The 16,760-nt window shown below is 67.2% G+C and carries 15 protein-coding genes and 1 tRNA gene; 9 read left to right on the top strand and 7 right to left on the bottom strand.

All coding sequences use genetic code 11. The annotated features are described in order from the left end of the window. Positions 1 to 49 precede the first annotated feature (49 nt). Both QOL57_RS19145 and QOL57_RS19150 read left to right on the top strand, forming a co-directional pair. Positions 50 to 1,144 (top strand): branched-chain amino acid aminotransferase, encoded by a 1,095-nt coding sequence (locus QOL57_RS19145; RefSeq protein ID WP_089238941.1) that lies wholly within the window; start codon positions 50 to 52, stop codon positions 1,142 to 1,144. 449 nt (positions 1,145 to 1,593) lie between these two features. Further along, the gene (locus QOL57_RS19150; RefSeq protein ID WP_089238943.1) at positions 1,594 to 3,333 is read left to right on the top strand and encodes a S8 family peptidase; all 1,740 of its coding nucleotides are present in this window, start codon (positions 1,594 to 1,596) and stop codon (positions 3,331 to 3,333) included. Between the two features lie 117 nt (positions 3,334 to 3,450). On the opposite strand, the gene QOL57_RS19155 is transcribed toward QOL57_RS19150, so the two are convergent. The 3 genes from QOL57_RS19155 to wrbA all read right to left on the bottom strand — a co-directional run bounded on the left by QOL57_RS19155 (position 3,451) and on the right by wrbA (position 4,941). Next, entirely contained in the window at positions 3,451 to 3,936 is a 486-nt protein-coding gene (locus QOL57_RS19155; protein ID WP_033830416.1) for an asparaginase domain-containing protein, read from the bottom strand. Between the two features lie 79 nt (positions 3,937 to 4,015). Continuing rightward, positions 4,016 to 4,351, bottom strand: coding sequence for a DUF2069 domain-containing protein (locus QOL57_RS19160; RefSeq protein WP_089238945.1), 336 nt, complete (start codon positions 4,349 to 4,351; stop codon positions 4,016 to 4,018). Further along, positions 4,348 to 4,941, bottom strand: a complete 594-nt coding sequence (gene wrbA / locus QOL57_RS19165; RefSeq protein ID WP_089238947.1) for an NAD(P)H:quinone oxidoreductase — start codon at positions 4,939 to 4,941, stop codon at positions 4,348 to 4,350. Before wrbA ends, QOL57_RS19160 begins: the two co-directional genes overlap by 4 nt. Positions 4,942 to 5,018: 77 nt before the next feature. Here wrbA and QOL57_RS19170 point away from each other — a divergent pair, with 77 nt between their 5' ends. Further along, positions 5,019 to 6,293, top strand: a complete 1,275-nt coding sequence (locus QOL57_RS19170) for a YihY family inner membrane protein (protein ID WP_089238949.1) — start codon at positions 5,019 to 5,021, stop codon at positions 6,291 to 6,293. Then, a complete protein-coding gene (locus QOL57_RS19175; RefSeq protein ID WP_089238951.1) occupies positions 6,290 to 6,853 on the top strand; it encodes a TlpA disulfide reductase family protein in 564 nt (187 codons plus the stop codon). Before QOL57_RS19170 ends, QOL57_RS19175 begins: the two co-directional genes overlap by 4 nt. Before the next feature lie 520 nt (positions 6,854 to 7,373). On the opposite strand, the gene ppk2 is transcribed toward QOL57_RS19175, so the two are convergent. The 4 genes from ppk2 to hemA are packed head-to-tail and all read right to left on the bottom strand — an operon-like array spanning position 7,374 to position 12,258. After that, positions 7,374 to 8,156, bottom strand: a complete 783-nt coding sequence (gene ppk2, locus QOL57_RS19180; RefSeq protein WP_089241183.1) for a polyphosphate kinase 2 — start codon at positions 8,154 to 8,156, stop codon at positions 7,374 to 7,376. 46 nt (positions 8,157 to 8,202) lie between these two features. Beyond that, positions 8,203 to 9,909, bottom strand: coding sequence for a tetratricopeptide repeat protein (locus QOL57_RS19185; protein WP_089238953.1), 1,707 nt, complete (start codon positions 9,907 to 9,909; stop codon positions 8,203 to 8,205). Between the two features lie 5 nt (positions 9,910 to 9,914). Continuing rightward, positions 9,915 to 10,997: a peptide chain release factor 1 gene (prfA, locus tag QOL57_RS19190; RefSeq protein WP_089238955.1), complete on the bottom strand. Its 1,083-nt coding sequence runs from the start codon at positions 10,995 to 10,997 to the stop codon at positions 9,915 to 9,917. Next, positions 10,975 to 12,258 (bottom strand): glutamyl-tRNA reductase, encoded by a 1,284-nt coding sequence (hemA, locus tag QOL57_RS19195; RefSeq protein WP_089238957.1) that lies wholly within the window; start codon positions 12,256 to 12,258, stop codon positions 10,975 to 10,977. The genes prfA and hemA overlap by 23 nt, the downstream gene beginning before the upstream one ends. A gap of 63 nt (positions 12,259 to 12,321) precedes the next feature. On the opposite strand from hemA, the gene QOL57_RS19200 reads away from it, so the two are divergent. From QOL57_RS19200 to QOL57_RS19220, 5 genes are all read left to right on the top strand, one after another. After that, positions 12,322 to 14,007: a tetratricopeptide repeat protein gene (locus QOL57_RS19200; protein WP_176429860.1), complete on the top strand. Its 1,686-nt coding sequence runs from the start codon at positions 12,322 to 12,324 to the stop codon at positions 14,005 to 14,007. Then, on the top strand, positions 14,004 to 14,663 hold the full coding sequence (lolB, locus tag QOL57_RS19205; protein ID WP_089238961.1) for a lipoprotein insertase outer membrane protein LolB: 660 nt from the start codon (positions 14,004 to 14,006) through the stop codon (positions 14,661 to 14,663). Before QOL57_RS19200 ends, lolB begins: the two co-directional genes overlap by 4 nt. Next, entirely contained in the window at positions 14,660 to 15,529 is an 870-nt protein-coding gene (gene ispE / locus QOL57_RS19210) for a 4-(cytidine 5'-diphospho)-2-C-methyl-D-erythritol kinase (protein WP_089238963.1), read from the top strand. Before lolB ends, ispE begins: the two co-directional genes overlap by 4 nt. Before the next feature lie 12 nt (positions 15,530 to 15,541). Continuing rightward, positions 15,542 to 15,618, top strand: a tRNA-Gln gene (locus tag QOL57_RS19215). A 138-nt stretch (positions 15,619 to 15,756) separates the two neighbouring features. After that, positions 15,757 to 16,716: a ribose-phosphate diphosphokinase gene (locus QOL57_RS19220; RefSeq protein WP_025879147.1), complete on the top strand. Its 960-nt coding sequence runs from the start codon at positions 15,757 to 15,759 to the stop codon at positions 16,714 to 16,716. The last annotated feature ends 44 nt before the right edge of the window (positions 16,717 to 16,760 follow it).

Genomic DNA, 16,760 nt, shown 5'->3' on the forward strand with positions numbered 1-16,760 from the left:
GCAGTGACGCGGGCCCGGCATTACCCGCAACCAGAACAGGAAATCTCCGGTGTCCCAGTCCATTCCCAGCTTCGCCGTCACCCGTTCGGACCACCCGCGCAGCGCTGAAGAGCGCGCCCAGATCCTGGAGAAGCCGGGCTTCGGCCTGCACTTCACCGACCACATGGTGGAAGTGCGCTGGGACAAGGACACCGGCTGGCACAACGCCAACGTGCGTGCCTATGGTCCGCTGCAGCTGGACCCGGCCGCGGCCGTGCTGCACTACGGTCAGGAGATTTTCGAGGGCATCAAGGCCTACCGCCATGCCGATGGTTCGATCTGGACCTTCCGCCCCGATGCCAACGGCCGTCGCCTGCAGCGTTCGGCGCAGCGCCTGGCGCTGCCGGAACTGCCGGTGGAGATCTTCGTCGAATCGCTGAAGCAGATGATCGCCGTCGACAGCGCCTGGGTGCCGTCGGCCGATGAGTCGAGCCTGTATTTCCGTCCGTTCATGATCGGCGATGAAGCCTTCCTCGGCGTGCGCGGCGCGCACAAGGCCGGTTACTACGTGATCGCCAGCCCGGCCGGCCCGTACTTTGCCAAGGGCGTCGCCCCGGTGTCGATCTGGCTGTCCACCGAGTACGCGCGTGCGGCCAAGGGCGGCACCGGTGCGGCCAAGTGCGGTGGCAACTACGCCGCGTCGCTGCTGCCGCAGCAGAAGGCGCAGGCACAGGGTTGCTCGCAGGTGCTGTTCCTGGACCCGGTCGAAGGCAAGTACCTGGAAGAACTGGGCGGCATGAACGTGTTCCTGGTCTACAAGGACGGTACCCTGGTCACTCCGGAACTGTCCGGCAGCATCCTCGAGGGCATCACCCGCGAGAGCATCCTGCAGCTGGCCCGCGATCGTGGCATGAAGGTCGAAGAGCGCAAGGTCACCTTTGACGAGTGGAAGCAGGGCGTGACCTCCGGCGAGATCGCCGAAGTGTTCGCCTGCGGTACCGCTGCAGTGGTCACCCCGATCGGCCAGCTGAAGGGCGAAGGCTTCTCGGTGGGCGACATCAATGCGCCGGCCGGCGAAGTGACCATGTCGCTGCGCAAGGAACTGACCGACATCCAGTACGGCCGCCTGCCGGACCGCCACGGTTGGCTGGTCAAGCTGGGCTGATCGCCCGCATTGAACTGTAGAGCCGAGCCCACGCTCGGCTGCTCCTCCGGAAAGCCCGTCCTCGTGACGGGCTTTCTGCGTTGTGAGCCTGGGGTCAGATCCCTGTTCCTGCGGAAAAGGGATCTGACCCCGAATCTACCGACGCCGATGTCGGCAAAGACATGATGAGACAGGACATTGCGCAGTCAGGTCTGTGCAGGTGACGCGAAAGTTCCTTCACCTTCACAAACCCTCGACCCGGAAAGTCTCAGATCCAACATTTCATCTTGCTGAAAAGACGCTGAAAATCTTGTGGTGTCCGGTTTCAGCCACTAGCGTCATCAACACAGCGGATGGTCAGGGGAATCCGCTGGCTCGCCGGACCCGAACCTCGCCATCGCAAGCCAGCCCACGGTTCAGGCCGGTGCTTCTGCCGATTCCGGCATTCCTACCATTAGAAGGGAAATCCGATGTCCCAGGTAACGCAACCGCGTGTGCGTCGTGTGTGGGTGGTCCTTGGTGCGTCCGTTCTGTCATCGCTGCTGCTGGCCACGCCTGCGCTGGCCGGTGATGTCCAGCTCAGCGGCCTGCAGTCCGCGCCGACCCATCAGCGGTTCATCGTGAAGTACCGCGACGGCAGTGCGCCGGTGGCCAACACCACCGCACTCGCCTCTTCGCTGAAGACCGCCGCTGCCGGCATCGCCAGCAGCCAGGGCCGCGCGCTGGGCCTGCAGCAGGTCCGCAAGCTCGCTGTCGGCTCCACCGTGGTCAGGACCGACCGTGCGCTGGACCAGGCAGACGCCGAACTGCTGATGCGCAAGCTCGCCGCCGACCCGAATGTGGAATACGTCGAAGTCGACCAGATCATGCGCGCGACGCTGACCCCGAACGACACCCGCTTCAGCGAGCAGTGGGGCTTCGGCACGTCCAACGCGTCGATCAACGTGCGCCCGGCCTGGGACAAGGCCACCGGCACCGGCGTGGTCGTGGCCGTGATCGATACCGGCATCACCAACCATGCCGACCTCAACGCCAACATCCTGCCCGGCTATGACTTCATCAGCGACGCGGCGATGGCGCGCGATGGTGGTGGCCGTGACAGCAATCCCAACGACGAGGGTGACTGGTACGGCGACAACGAGTGTCAGGCCGGTTACCCGGGCTCGAACTCCAGCTGGCATGGCACCCACGTGGCCGGCACGGTCGCTGCGGTGACCAACAACAGCAATGGCGTGGCCGGTACCGCATTCAATGCCAAGGTCGTGCCGGTGCGTGTGCTCGGCAAGTGCGGCGGCTATACCTCCGACATCGCCGATGCCATCGTCTGGGCCTCCGGCGGCACGGTCAGCGGTGTGCCGGCCAACGCCAATCCGGCCGAGGTCATCAACCTCTCGCTCGGTGGCGGCGGCAGCTGCTCGACCACCTACCAGAACGCCATCAACGGCGCGGTCGGCCGTGGCACCACCGTGGTGGTCGCTGCCGGCAACAGCAACACCAACGTGTCCTCGTCGGTCCCGGCGAACTGCCCGAATGTGATCGCGGTGGCCGCGACCACCTCGGCAGGTGCACGTGCCAGCTTCTCCAACTACGGCACCGGCATCGACATCTCCGCACCGGGCCAGGGCATCCTGTCGACCCTCAACAGCGGCACCACCACCCCGGGCAGCGCCAGCTATGCGTCCTACAACGGCACCTCGATGGCGGCGCCGCACGTGGCCGGCGTGGTTGCGCTGATGCAGTCGGTGGCACCGAGCCCGCTCAGCCCGGCGCAGGTGGAAAGCATCATCAAGAGCACCGCGCGTCCGCTGCCGGGTGCGTGCTCGGGTGGTTGCGGCGCCGGCATCATCGACGCCGATGCCGCGGTGACAGCCGCGATCAACGGCACCACGCCCAACCCGGGTGGCACCGTGCTGCAGAACAACGTGCCGGTCACCGGCCTCGGCGCGGCCAGCGGCGCATCGCTCAGCTACACCGTCAACGTCCCGGCTGGCAGCTCACAGCTGCGCGTGGCGATCAGCGGCGGCAGCGGTGACGCCGACCTGTATCTGCGCCAGGGCAGTGCCCCGACCGACACCGTCTACACCTGCCGCCCGTACCTGAGCGGCAACAACGAGACCTGCACCGTCAACAGCCCCGCTGCCGGCGTATGGCACGTGCGGGTGAAGGCGTACAGCACCTTCTCGGGCGTGACCCTCAACGCCCAGTACTGAGCCCAAGCCCCTCTCCATGGGCACGCCCCGGCTTCGGCCGGGGTGTTTTTTTGTAGAGCCCAGCCCACGCTCGGCTATCAGAGGGCTGCCGAGCACGGGCTCGGCACTACAAGTCCCTCAAACCGACTCGAACCGGTTCGCCGCCACGTTCTTGCGCACATGCTGCGGATCGAAGATCCGGCCGTTCATTGCGATGAACACCCCAGCCGGCAGCGACTGCACCGCACCGATCGCACAACCGATGTTGAACTCCGCATCCGAACCACGGAAACGCGCCGGGCTCAGCGCACCGGTCATCACGATGGTCTTATCGGGAATCGTCGCCAGCACCTTGCCGGTCTGCACCATCGAATCGGTGCCATGGGTTACCAGCACGTGGCGGGTGGGCTGCGCAGCGATCGTCGCGCGGATCAGCTCACGATCGTCGTCGTTGATGTGCAGCGAATCCTTGCGCAGGATCGGAATCACGTTGAAGCGGAACGTGACCCCCAGTTCGCGCAGGATCATGCCGATCTGCGGGTCGCCGATCTGGTAGTCCGACTTGTCGTCGAAATAGATCTTGTCGATCGTGCCACCGGTGGTGACGACCAGGAGCTCTTCCATCATGTGCATGCGCGAAACCAAGGCAGGTACAGCGGCGCGGGGCCGGGAACGCAGATGATACGGCCCGCCGGGCGCAGCGTCAGCGCCGCCGCCCGAAACGGGCGCGCAGGCCGGGCAGGCTGGCCGAGAAGATCACCAGCAGCGCCAGCGCGATCTCGATCAGCGCCAGCCAGCGGGTCTCGGGATGGCTCCAGGCGCTCATCACGCCGTGGCTGAACCAGCCCAGGGCCAGCACCGCCGCCCAGAACCCGACCTTGCGCCAGCCCAGGCGCAGCGCGATGGCCAGCGACAGCGGCGGCGCAGTGAATACCAGCTGGGTGGCCAGCCAGTGCCTGTCGTTGATGAACCAGCCGGCAAACAGCGCCGCCAAGCCCATCAAGGCCAGCAGCAGCACGGTGCGCGGCGCGGCGCTCATCGTGCCAGCCGCTGCGCGATGTCGGCCACGCGCCGGCCCAGCGCGCGTGCCAGCACCGCCTCATCGTCGGTTGGTTGCGGGTCGTCGGCGGCACCGGCCACGTGGCTGGCGCCATACGGCGTGCCGCCACTGGTGGTATGGCTCAGCGCCGGCTCGGTGAACGGAATGCCGACGATCAGGCAGCCGTGGTGCAGCAGCGGCACCTGCATCGACAGCAGGGTCGACTCCTGGCCGCCATGCATCGACGCGGTGGACGTGAACACCCCGGCCGGCTTGCCCGCCAGCGTGCCGTTCACCCATTCGGCGCCGAGCCCATCGAGGAAATGCTTGACCGGCGCGGCCATGTTGCCGAAACGGGTGGGGCTGCCCAGCAGTAGTCCCTGGCACTCCACCAGGTCCTGCACGCTCACATACGGCGCGCCATCGTCCGGCACCGGAGGCTGCGCGGTCTGGGTGACGGCAGCCACCGGCGGCACCGTGCGCAGCCGCGCAGTCATGCCCGGAGCCTCGCCGATGCCCCGCGCGATCTGGCGCGCCAGCCGTGCCACCGAACCGCCGCGGCTGTAGTAAAGCACCAGGATTTCGCCCATCGCGCCCAGCTCTCCTCATCGTGTGGACGCCAGTATGGCTATCCTGCATCGATTCCGCATCGGGTACCCTTTCGCCGATGGAACCTTTGGATACGCTCAATTTGTGGATGGAGCGCGCGCGGGATCGCGCACGCGCCGCCAGCTTCGGCCGCTTCCTGTGGCGCCGCTTCCTCGACGACCGCCTGTTCCAGGCTGCCGCCGCGCTGGCCTACACCACAGTGTTCGCGCTGGTGCCGTTGGCGATCGTGGTATTCGGCGTGCTCTCGGCCTTCCCGGTGTTCGATCGCTGGAGCGACCAGCTCAGCGACTACGTCTTCTCCAACTTCGTGCCCAATGCCGCGCGCGCCGCCGAAGGCTACCTGCGGCAGTTCTCGGCCAGCGCGGGGCAGCTCACTGCGGCCGGCTTCATCGCCCTGGTCATCTCGCTGCTGATCACCCTCAACAGTGTTGAAGAGACCTTCAACCAGATCTGGCGCGTCGGCAGCAGCCGGCCGCGGCTGACCCGCTTCCTGGTCTACTGGACGGTACTGACCCTCGGCGCGATGCTTGCCGCCGCTTCACTGGCCGTGTCGGCGCGGGTGTTCGCGATGCCGCTGTTCGGCACGCAGGAGGGGCGCTGGCTCGCCGATCTCGCGTTGCGGCTGGCGCCGATCCTGATCGAATTCGTCTGCATCACCCTGATGTTCCGGGTAGTGCCACACCACACCGTGAAGTGGCGCCACGCGGTTCCGGGCGCGATTCTCGCTGCGGTGATCCTGGAGCTGGTGAAGTGGGGTATCGGTGCTTACCTGGGCAGCTTCCAGTCCTACCAGAAGCTGTATGGCACGGTGGCCTTCGTGCCGATCCTGCTGCTGTGGATCTACCTGTGCTGGGTGGCCGTGCTGCTGGGCGCGTCGCTGGCATCGTCGATGGCGGCCTTCCGCTACCAGCCGGTGGAGCTGCGCCTGCCGCAGGGCTACGAGTTCTATGGCCTGCTGCGCCTGCTCGGGCGCTTCCAGCACGCACGCGCCAAGGGCAGGGGTCTGGCCGACGACGAGATCCTGCGGCTGGAACCGATGCTGACCGACTCGCTGCTGCAGGACCTCGCCTGCAACCTGGAGGGCATCGGCCTGCTGCGCCGTGACGAGCGCGGCGAATGGCTGCTGGCCCGTGACCTGGACCAGATCAGCCTGGGCGATCTGTACGAATGCACGCAGCTGCGCATTCCGGTGGCCGAACAACACCTGCCTTACCGCGATGACAGCCTTGGCCGGGCCGCATTGGCCGCGCTGGATGAGTTGCGCCTGCCGCTGCGTGAACGCCTCAAGCGTCGCGTCAGCGACATCTACCCTGATTCTGGAGACGCCCCATGACCTGCAAGACCCCGTTGCTGCTGGCTGCGCTGCTGGCTTTGGCCGCCTGCAAACCCGCGCAGGAGCCGACCCCGGCCAGCAGCCAGCCGCCCGCGCAGGCACCGACCCCGGCCGCCCCGGCGCCGGTTGAGGACACGCCCGCCGAGCGCGTCACCGCCGAGTTCCCGACGCTGAAGATGAAGGCGGTCGATGGCAGTGATTACGACCTGGCCGCGCATCGTGGCAAGTGGGTAGTGGTGAATTTCTGGGCGACCTGGTGCGCGCCTTGCCGCAAGGAAATGCCCGAGCTGTCGGCGTTGCATGCAATGCGCAGCAACATCGAAGTGGTTGGCCTGGCCTACGAGGACATCGAGGTGCCGGAGATGCAGTCGTTCCTGACCAAGCACCCGGTGACCTACCCGATCGTGATCGTCGATCCGTTCGATCCGCCGGCTGACTTCGCCACTCCGCGCGGCCTGCCGTTGACCCACCTGATCGATCCGCAGGGCAAGCTGGCGCACAGCTTCCTGGGCCCGGTCACCGCCGCCGACATCGAAAAGCAGATCGCGGCTGCCAAGTAATAGGTGGGTCGGCAGGGCTGCGCCCTGCACCTGCCGAAGCAACAGCAACAGCCGAAGCAGAAGCTGGTTTCCTGAGGGTAGGCGGGGTGGGTCCGGTTGCGGGGGACGCCGTGAATCCGTCCATGGAGGCTTGGGCGCGCCATCCATGGCGCTTACACCCCCGCAACCGGACCCACCCCGCCTTCGACAGATTTCTGCGATCTCTCGGAATGGCTCTTGGGGTCAGATCCGTTTTCCGTAGGAAAACGGATCTGACCCCAGATTGATTTCGATATCTGAAAGAGATTCATCCACGCATGGCGTGAATCCATCAGCCACCGGAAATCTGTCGAAGGTGGGGCGGTGTCGGATTGCGGGGTGTCCGCGGCATGGATGCCGCGGCCAAGCCCCCATGGACGGGTTCACGGCGTCCCCGCAATCCGACACCGCCCCGCCATCCCCCGGAATACCCGCTTTTGCTGTTGCTTCGGCAGTTGCCTTTGATTCGGCAGGTGCAGGGCGCAGCCCTGCCGAACCTACCTCAGTCCTCGACCGGGAAACTCTCGATCGGTTTCAGTACATCGTAGTGCTCGCGATGCAGCTTGCCCTTCAGCTTCGGCAGCTCCGGCAGCGGTGCATCCACCCGCGTGTCCGGCAACCGGTCCAGCAGGTTGCGGGCCAAGGTCAGGCGACCCAGGCGCTGGTCGTTGAAATCCACCAGCGTCCACGGCGCACCGTCGCGATGGGTAGCGCGCAGCATTGCCTCGCGTGCCTCGGTGTATGCGCTGTACTTGCTGCGCGACTTCAGATCCACCGGCGACAGCTTCCAGCCTTTCAGTGGATCGACATGGCGTTCGGCAAAACGCTTTTCCTGCTGCTCCTGGTCCACGCACAACCAGTACTTGAACAGCAGGATGCCGTCATCCACCAGCAGTTGTTCGAACACCGGCGCCTGGCGCAGGAACTGCTGGTACTCGGTCTCGCTGCAGTAGCCCATCACCCGTTCAACGCCGGCACGGTTGTACCAGCTGCGGTCCATCAGCACGATCTCGCCGGCGGCCGGAAGATGCGAGGCGTAGCGCTGGAAGTACCACTGCGTGGCTTCGCGGTCGGTGGGTTTGGGCAGCGCCACCACCCTGCATTGGCGTGGGTTGAGGTGCTCGCTGATGGTCTGGATCGCGCCCCCCTTGCCGGCGGTATCGCGTCCTTCGAACAGCACCAGCAGGCGTTGTCCGCTGTGCTGCACCCAGCGCGCCATCGCAGCCAGTTCCAGCTGCAGCGGCTGCAGCAGTTCGTCGTATTCCTTGCGCTTGAGCTTGGCCATCGTCATACCACGCGGGAAGGAAGCCCGAGCGTAGCGCAGGGCGATGTCAGGGCGTGTCGAGGCCCTGCCAGCCTTGTTCGCGGGCCAGCTGCTGCAGCAGTGCGGACAGCTCGCGCGCGAAAGCCTCCATGTCGAACAGGCCGCTGCGCTCGCGTGCCTGCGCCAGTTCGGCGCGCACTGCGGCCAAGGCGGCCGGATCGTTGCCGAGTGCGCTGGCGGTGGCGACGAACGCCGCATCGTCGGCGACGTTCATGTGCTCCAGGCCCAGCTGATGGTTGAGGCTGCCGGCCACGCGCGCGGCGAAGGTAGTGCCGGGGCAGGTCAGTACTGGACAGCCGGCCCACAGGGCATCCGAGGCGGTGGTGTGTGCGTTGTACGGGTTTGTATCCAGGAACAGGTCGGCCAGCTGATAGCGGGCCAGATACTGCGGATGCGGCAGCTTGGCCATGAACACCAGGCGCGCCGGATCCAGTCCAGCAGCCTGCGCAGCGGCACGCAGCCGCGCATCGGCTTGGCCGGGGCCGGACAGCAGCCACAGCACGCTGCCGGGTACTGCCTGCAGCACCGCGAACGCGCGGCCCATGCTGCGCGGGTTGAGCTTGTAACTGTTGTTGAAGCAGCAGAACACCGTGCCCTGCGCGGGTAGCCCGCATGCGGCGCGGTCTGGTGCCGGCTCCAGCACGCGGGTGTTGTCCGAGGGCTGGAACGCGCGCGGCAGGCGCAGCACTCGTTCGCTGTAGTGCGCCTCCAGCGAGGGCGGCAGCGTGAAGTGGTCAGCGATCACGGCATCCAGCCACGGTGCGCCGGAGGTGCCGGGGTAGGCCAGCCAGTTGAGCTGCAGCGGGGCAGGGCGCATCGCCAGTACTTCCGGTGTGCCGCCGCCACCCCAACCGCGCAGGTCGAACAGCAGGTCGATGCCCTGTGCACGGATGCGCGCGGCCGTATCGGCATGGCGCAACCCCGCCACGTCATGCAACCGGGTAGCGGTCTGCAGCCGTTGGCGGATTCGGCTGCCATCCTCGGCGTTGAGCGCGAACAGATGCAGGTGCAGGGCCGGGTCCTGGCTCATGTGTTCCAGCAGTGCGACCGTCAGCAATCCGGTGGGATGAGCGCCGAAACCGTTGGACAGGAAGCCCACGCGAAGTGGACCTCGTTCGCGCAGCTTCACCGGGGGCAGTGGCCTCACCGACCCCGCCACGGCGGCCGCGCGCGCACGCGCACAGGCCAACTGTTCGGCCGCGCTGGCGTCTTCGCTGAGGAACGCGAAGGGTTCGACCACGCCCTGGCCGGACACAAGTGCGCCGCGAACCTGGGTCGCCAGCGCATCCACGTCCTGCCAATCGCACAGGCGACGCTGCCAGGCGAGGCGCTGTGCGGCGATATAGGGCTCATCGGGCATCAGTGCGTGCGCGCGGCGATAGGCTGCCGATGCACCTTCCGCATCATTGGCATCTTCCAGCGCGTGCCCCAGCCACAATGCGATGCCCGGGTGCTCCGGTGCCAGCGCGGAGGCCTGGCCCAGCAGCGTGGCGGCATCGGCATGCGCTCCTGCCATCCACGCTACCCGGCCCAGCCGGGCAAGTGCTTCAGGATGATTGGGACGCAACTGCAGTGCGCGTCGCGCGGCCTGCTCGCCGGCCGCAATGTCGCCGGCTTCCAGTTCCAGGTCGGCCAGCATCACCCAGGCGACGAAGTCGCCGGGCTGGCGCGTGATCGCCTGCTGCAGTTGCTGCCGCTGCTGCCAGGCCGACATGCTGGTCAGCCCGCCGAAAGCTGGGCCAGGGCGTCGACCTGGTGTTCGTGGCTCAATCGCTGCAGCAACGGGTCCAGGTCGCCGGCCAATACGTTGGGCAGGTCGTACAGGGTCAACCCTTCCACGCGGTGGTCGGTGATCCGGCCCTGCGGGAAGTTGTAGGTGCGGATGCGCTGGCTGCGGTCGCCGCTGCCGACCTGCAGGCGCCGAGATTCGGCCTGCGCCGCGTCGTGGCGCTGGCGCTCGGCATCGAGCAGCTGCGCCTTCAGGCGTTTCATCGCCTTGTCCCGGTTGGCGTGCTGGCTGCGCTCGGTCTGGCATTCGACCACCACGCCGCTGGGCACGTGGGTAATGCGGATCGCCGATTCGGTCTTGTTGACGTGCTGGCCGCCGGCGCCGGAAGAACGGTAGGTGTCGACTCTCAGGTCAGCCGGGTTGATGACGATCTCATCGACTTCGTCGGCTTCCGGGATGATCGCCACGGTGGCCGCCGAGGTGTGGATGCGGCCCTGCGATTCGGTGGCTGGCACGCGCTGCACGCGGTGCGTGCCAGATTCGAATTTCAGGCGCGAGAACGCGCCACGGCCGACCACGCGCGCCACCACTTCCTTGTAGCCGCCATGTTCGCCGGGATTGTCCGATTCGATCTCGACCTTCCAGCCCTGTCGCTCGGCGTAGCGGGCGTACATGCGGAACAGGTCGCCAGCGAAGATCGCCGCCTCGTCACCACCGGTGCCGGCGCGCACTTCCAGGAACAGGTTGCCTTCATCGCGCGGGTCGCGCGGCACCAGCAGCAGCGCCAGTTCCTGCTCCAGTTCCTGCAGGCGGGCTTGCGCGGCGGCGATCTCCTCGTCGGCCAGCTCGCGCAGGTCCGGGTCCGCACGCATGCTTTCGGCCGCAGCCAGGTCGGCCTTGGCGCGTGCTTCATCGGCCAGTGCGGTGGCGATCGGTTCGAGCTGGGAAAATTCGCGCGACAGATCGCGGAAGCGCGCGTTGTTGGCGACCACCTCCGGTTCGGCGAGCAGACGTTCCAGTTCTTCGCGGCGCTCGGCCAGCGCTTCCAACTTACGGCGCAGGGTCGGCGTCATCGGTTCTCACAGGTGGGTGGCGGTAACCCGGCGTCGCCGGGAACAGGCGCTCGGCGGCGCGGGTCAGGTCGGCATCGCCGCTGAGCGCGGCCGCGCGCAGGGCGGCGGTCGGCGGATGCAGCAGGCGGTTGGTCAATCCGTGGGCAAGCAGTTCCAGCACTTCGTCGGCCGGCTTGCCGTTGGCCAGCTGCTGGCGCGCGCGTTCCAGCAGTTCGGCACGGGTGGCCTCGCCGAAGGCGCGCAGCTGCCGCAGCGGTGCCTGGTGGGCACTGGCCTGCAGCGTTTCCACGAAGCGCGAGACCTGCAGGTCGATGATCGTCTCGGCCTCAGCGGCGGCCTCGCGGCGGCTGCGGCGGTTGTCTTCCACCGCGCGCTCGAGATCGTCCACGGTGTACAGGAACGCATCGTTGAGACTGGCAACGTCGGCTTCAATGTCGCGCGGCACGGCCAGGTCGAACAGCAGCATGGGCTTGTGCCGGCGTGCGCGCAGGGCGTTGGCCACCGCGGCACGGTGGATCACCGGTTCGCGGGCAGCGGTGGCCGAGAACACCACGTCGGCCTCGGCCAGGTGGCGCTCCAGTTCGGTCAGCGGCAGCGCCACGCCGCCATGGCGGCTGGCCAGTTCCTGCGCATGGGCGAGGGTGCGGTTGGCGATCAGCAGACGCCGCACCTTGCCTTCGCTGAGGTGGCGCGCGGCCAGTTCGATGGTCTCGCCGGCGCCGACCAGCAGCACGGTGGAATCATCGAGGCGGGCAAATGCGTTCTGCGCCAGGCGCACCGCTGCCGAGGCCACCGACACCGGGTTGGCGCCGACCTGGGTATCGGTACGCGCGCGCTTGGCCACCGAGAACGTCTGCTGGAACAGCCGGTCCAGGCGCTGGCCGAGCAGGCCGTGGTCGCGCGCGGTCGACCAGGCATCCTTCACCTGGCCGAGGATCTGCGGCTCGCCCAGCACCATCGAATCCAGTCCCGTCGCCACCCGGAACAGGTGGCGCACGGCATCGGCATCGGCGTGCTGGTACAGATAGCCCTGCAGGTCGCCGGCCTGGGCGTGCAGCCACTGGTCCAGTGCCTGCGCGGATTCGGCCACGGCATACAGCTCGGTGCGGTTGCAGGTGGACAGCAGCACCGCCTCGGCGATCTGCGGGGTATCGCGCAGCGAACCGAGCGCGCGCGGCAACGCGTCACCGGCGAAGGCTGCGCGTTCGCGCAGTTCCACCGGTGCGGTCTGGTGATTCAGTCCGAGCACCCACAGGGTCATTGTTCAGTTGCTTGCGATAAGCTGCTGGCCATTGGACGACATTTTAAGGCCCCGATGCCGACGATGCCCGCATTGATTCGCATCCCCAGTGTTCTGCTGCTGTCTCTGGCCTGTGCACAGGCCCTGGCGGCGGTGCCCGCCAAGGCGCCTGCACGCCCCGCGGTGACTGAGGAACTGGCGCTGGAGCCGGTACTGGCTGGCGAGTTCGCCCTGCAGGCGGGCAAGCTGGCCGAGGCCGCGCGCTGGTACCTGCAGGCCGCCCAGCAGACCGACGGCGACGCCGGCCTGGCCGAGCGGGCGACCCGCATCGCCATGCTGGCCAACGAGGATGATGCCGCGGCCAAGGGCCTGGCCCTGTGGCAGCAGCGTGCGCCGCGCTCATTGGCTATGCGCAGCGCCGCCGGTGCGCTGGCGATGCGCCAGGGCGATGTGAAGACTGCGCGCAGCGAGCTTCAGGCCTTGTTGCAGGACCCGGGCGACGAGGGCTGGAAGTTCGCTCTGGGCGCCCTGATCGGCGGCGGCCGCGATCCGGCCGTGCCGGCCCAGGTGCTGGGCGAGCTGGTCGATGCCAACGCCATTCCCCAGAAGATCGAGGCCTGGCAGGAGTTTGGACGCCTGGCGTTGCGCATGGAGAAGCCCGAGCTGGCGCGGCGCATGATCGATGAGGTGGTCAAGCGCTTCCCCGAGGAGCCGCGCGTTGCCTTGCTGCGCGCCAGCCAGCTGCAGCAGGCCGGGCAGACCGACCAGGCACTGTCGCTGCTGCGCGGGGTGGAGCCGAAGACCCGTCAGGATCCGGAGCTGCGCAATGCGGTGGCCATCGCCTATGACAGCCTCGGCCAGCCGGCAGCGGCCGAGCGCGTGCTGGCGGTCGGTCCGCAGAATGTGCAGACGTGGGGCATGCGCGCTTCGCTGCTGGCCAAGCAGGGCGACAAGGCCGCGCTGTCCAATCTGTACAACGAACTGTCGCGGCAGGCGGCGAAGCCGGACCCGGCGCAGCGCCTGTTGCTGGGCAAGATCGCCGAGTACCTCAAGCGCTACCCGGAGGCGGTCAACTGGTACCACAGCGTGCCTGGCGGCGATGAGCTGAATGAAGCGCGCCTGCGCGCGGCCAATGCGCAGGGGCTGGCAGGCCGGCAGTCGCTGGCGCTGGATGAAGTGCATGCGATCCAGTCCGATGCCGGGGTGGATGACGATGTGCGGCGCGATGCGTATCTGCTGGAAGCCGAGCTGCGCCAGCGCGCCGACGACCTTCCCGGCGAGATCGATGCGCTGGCCCGTGGCCTGGCGGCGTATCCGGACGAGAACGGCCTGTTGTATGCCCGTGCGCTGGCCTGGGAGCGCCGCGACGACATCGCCCGCGCCGAGGCCGACCTGCGCAAGATCCTGGTGACCGAGCCGGAGAACGTGCCGGCACTGAACGCACTGGGCTACACCCTGGCCGACCGGACCGGCCGTTACCAGGAAGCGCTTGAGCTGATCGACCGCGCACGCGTGGCCGAACCGGACAACGCGGCCATCGTCGACAGCTATGGCTGGGTGCTGTATCGGCTGGGGCGCAACGCCGACGCGCTGGTACAGCTGCGCCGCGCCTGGACGCTGGCCAAGGACCCGGAAATCGCCGCCCACGTGGGCGAGGTGCTGTGGGTGCTGGGCAAGCAAGATGAAGCCCGTCACTTCTTCGAGGAAGCGGCCAGGCTCGACCCTGAAAACCGCGCGCTGCTGCGCGCCCGCGAGAAATTCAATCCATGAGTGTTTCCACGATCCGGCCGTTGCTGCTGGTGGCCGTGACCCTTGCCCTGAGTGCCTGTACCACCGTTGGCCGGCAGAAAACGCCGGCGCCGGCCGTGGTCACCACTGTCTCCGCCGAAGCAGCCGCTACCGAGGTCGCGCGCGTGGATGCCCTGCGTTCGGCAGCGGACTGGAATTTCCAGGGCCGGGTGGCGGTGAGCAAGGGCAAGGACGGTGGCAGCGGCCGCATCGACTGGAAGCAGGAAGGTCAGCGCTATGTTGTTGAGCTGAGCGCGCCGGTGACCCGCCAGAGCTGGAAGTTGAGCGGTGATACCCATCATGAAGCCGGGCGACTGGAAGGACTGGCCGGTGGTCCGCGGGAAGGTGAAGACGCGCAGGCACTGTTGTTGGAGGCCACAGGCTGGGATATTCCGGTCAATCAGCTGCCGGACTGGGTACGCGGCCTGGTCGCCGGCGACAGCGCTGGGCCGGAAAAGATCGACCGTGATGCTGATGGCCGTCCGCGGCGCATGCAGCAGATGGGGTGGGTGATCCAGTATCTGGACTGGTACCCGGCCGAAGCCGGGCGTCCGGCCCTGCCGCGCAGGGTCGAAGCGGTCAATGGCGACGCCAAGGTGCGCCTGCTGGTCGACCAGTGGGGCCAGGGCGCGCCATGAACGTGCGGTTGGATGACGCGGGCTGGTCCTGGTGGCCGGCCCCGGCCAAGCTGAACCTGTTCCTGCACATCACCGGCCGCCGTGCCGACGGCTACCACGAGCTGCAGACGGTGTTCCGCCTGCTCGACTGGGGCGACCGGATCGGCCTGCGCCTGCGTGAAGACGGCCAGGTGCGGCGGCAGGGCGATGGCCTGGCTGGCGTCGCCGAGGCCGATGATCTGGCGGTTCGCGCGGCGCGGATGCTCAAAGAGGCGGCGAATGTCGAGCAAGGTGTCGACATCGTCGTCGAAAAGCATGTTCCTGCGGGAGGTGGTTTCGGTGGCGGCTCATCCGATGCGGCCACCGTATTGGTGGTACTGAACCGGCTCTGGGGCGCGGGGCTGGACGAAAATGCGCTGGCGGCGCTGGGGTTGCGACTCGGCGCCGACGTGCCGGTGTTCGTGCGTGGCCACAACGCCTGGGCCGAAGGGGTGGGCGAGCGGCTGCAGCCGATCACCCTGCCGCAGGCCTGGTATGTGGTGGTCGAACCGGGCGTTCATGTGCCGACGCCCCTCCTGTTCGCTGATCCGGATTTGACGCGCGACAGTCCACAGGCGAAAATAGAGGACTTCGCTTCCGGTACGCTGGTCGGGAACGTGTTCGAACCGGTGCTGCGCCGCCGTGAGCCTGCCGTCGAGGCGGTGCTTGCTGCGTTGAGCGACATCGGCACGGCACGTCTGACCGGTTCGGGAAGTGGTTGTTTCGTCGAGTTCGATTCGCAGGCTGCCGCCGAGCAGGGACGAGCGAAGTTGTCGAAGGAGTTGCGGGCAAGGGTGGCTGCGGGCGTTGCACGTTCGCCACTGCTGGATGCACTCGAGCAACACTAGATTCATCAATGCAGGGGCGTCGCCAAGAGGCCCAAGGCACCAGGTTTTGATCCTGGCATTCGGAGGTTCGAATCCTCCCGCCCCTGCCAATGCGGCTGCGTCCGCGCCTTCCAGCGCATCATCTGCGCGGGACGTGGGAACAGCCGCGGTGTTGTCAGCAGCAGGGGCCGCAGTGGTCCTTGCCGCTACCGGATCCCCGCCACTCGTCCCCGCCCGAGACAATCATGATGCAAGAGTCCCCGAACCTGCTGGTCTTTTCCGGCAACGCCAACAAACGTCTGGCGCAGAACATCTGCAAGGAACTGGGAGTCCGCCCGGGCAAGGCGCTTGTCTCGCACTTCTCCGATGGCGAAGTGCAGGTGGAAATCGAAGAGAACGTCCGCAAGCAGGACGTGTTCGTGATCCAGCCGACCTCGGCGCCGAGCGCGGAAAACCTGATGGAACTGCTGGTGCTGATCGACGCGCTCAAGCGCGCATCGGTGGCCAGCGTGACCGCCGTGGTGCCGTACTTCGGCTACTCGCGCCAGGATCGCCGCATGCGTTCCTCGCGCGTGCCGATCACCGCCAAGCTGGCGGCGAAGATGTTCAGCACCGCCGGCGCTGATCGTGTGCTGACCGTCGACCTGCACGCCGACCAGATCCAGGGTTTCTTCGATATTCCGGTCGACAACGTGTATGCCTCTCCGCTGCTGCTGGCCGACATCTGGCGCGCCTACGGCACCGAGAACCTGATCGTGGTGTCGCCGGACGTGGGCGGCGTGGTCCGTGCCCGCGCCGTGGCCAAGCGCCTGGATGACGCCGACCTGGCGATCATCGACAAGCGCCGTCCGCGCGCCAACGTCTCCACCGTGATGAACATCATCGGTGACGTCGAAGGCAAGACCTGCGTGATGGTCGATGACATCGTCGATACCGCCGGCACCTTGTGCGCCGCTGCCGCTGCCCTGAAGGCGCGCGGTGCGCTCAAGGTCGCCGCCTACTGCACCCACGCGGTGCTGTCGGGCCCGGCGGTGGACAACATCACCAATTCCCAGCTCGATGAGCTGGTGGTGACCGACACCATCCCGCTGAAGGACGCCGCGCGGGTGTGCAGCAAGATCCGCCAGCTGAGCGTGGCGGAAATGCTGGCCGAAACGATGCGCCGCATCGCCTTCGGTGAGTCGGTCAGCTCGCTGTACGTCGATTGATTTTTTCGTCCCCGCCGGCAACGGCAGGGACACACTGGGCACTT

Source organism: Stenotrophomonas sp. yr243 (assembly GCF_900184195.1).
Lineage (GTDB): Bacteria > Pseudomonadota > Gammaproteobacteria > Xanthomonadales > Xanthomonadaceae > Stenotrophomonas > Stenotrophomonas lactitubi.

What these genes read in the sequence shown, in the direction of transcription:
- QOL57_RS19150 (WP_089238943.1), top strand. Translation starts at nt 1,594, where the DNA reads ATGTCCCAGGTAACGCAACCGCGTGTGCGTCGTGTGTGGGTGGTCCTT.
- QOL57_RS19155 (WP_033830416.1), bottom strand. Translation starts at nt 3,936, where the DNA reads ATGGAAGAGCTCCTGGTCGTCACCACCGGTGGCACGATCGACAAGATC.
- QOL57_RS19160 (WP_089238945.1), bottom strand. Translation starts at nt 4,351, where the DNA reads ATGAGCGCCGCGCCGCGCACCGTGCTGCTGCTGGCCTTGATGGGCTTG.
- wrbA (WP_089238947.1), bottom strand. Translation starts at nt 4,941, where the DNA reads ATGGGCGAAATCCTGGTGCTTTACTACAGCCGCGGCGGTTCGGTGGCA.
- QOL57_RS19170 (WP_089238949.1), top strand. Translation starts at nt 5,019, where the DNA reads ATGGAACCTTTGGATACGCTCAATTTGTGGATGGAGCGCGCGCGGGAT.
- QOL57_RS19175 (WP_089238951.1), top strand. Translation starts at nt 6,290, where the DNA reads ATGACCTGCAAGACCCCGTTGCTGCTGGCTGCGCTGCTGGCTTTGGCC.
- ppk2 (WP_089241183.1), bottom strand. Translation starts at nt 8,156, where the DNA reads ATGGCCAAGCTCAAGCGCAAGGAATACGACGAACTGCTGCAGCCGCTG.
- QOL57_RS19185 (WP_089238953.1), bottom strand. Translation starts at nt 9,909, where the DNA reads ATGTCGGCCTGGCAGCAGCGGCAGCAACTGCAGCAGGCGATCACGCGC.
- prfA (WP_089238955.1), bottom strand. Translation starts at nt 10,997, where the DNA reads ATGACGCCGACCCTGCGCCGTAAGTTGGAAGCGCTGGCCGAGCGCCGC.
- hemA (WP_089238957.1), bottom strand. Translation starts at nt 12,258, where the DNA reads ATGACCCTGTGGGTGCTCGGACTGAATCACCAGACCGCACCGGTGGAA.
- QOL57_RS19200 (WP_176429860.1), top strand. Translation starts at nt 12,322, where the DNA reads ATGCCCGCATTGATTCGCATCCCCAGTGTTCTGCTGCTGTCTCTGGCC.
- lolB (WP_089238961.1), top strand. Translation starts at nt 14,004, where the DNA reads ATGAGTGTTTCCACGATCCGGCCGTTGCTGCTGGTGGCCGTGACCCTT.
- ispE (WP_089238963.1), top strand. Translation starts at nt 14,660, where the DNA reads ATGAACGTGCGGTTGGATGACGCGGGCTGGTCCTGGTGGCCGGCCCCG.
- QOL57_RS19220 (WP_025879147.1), top strand. Translation starts at nt 15,757, where the DNA reads ATGCAAGAGTCCCCGAACCTGCTGGTCTTTTCCGGCAACGCCAACAAA.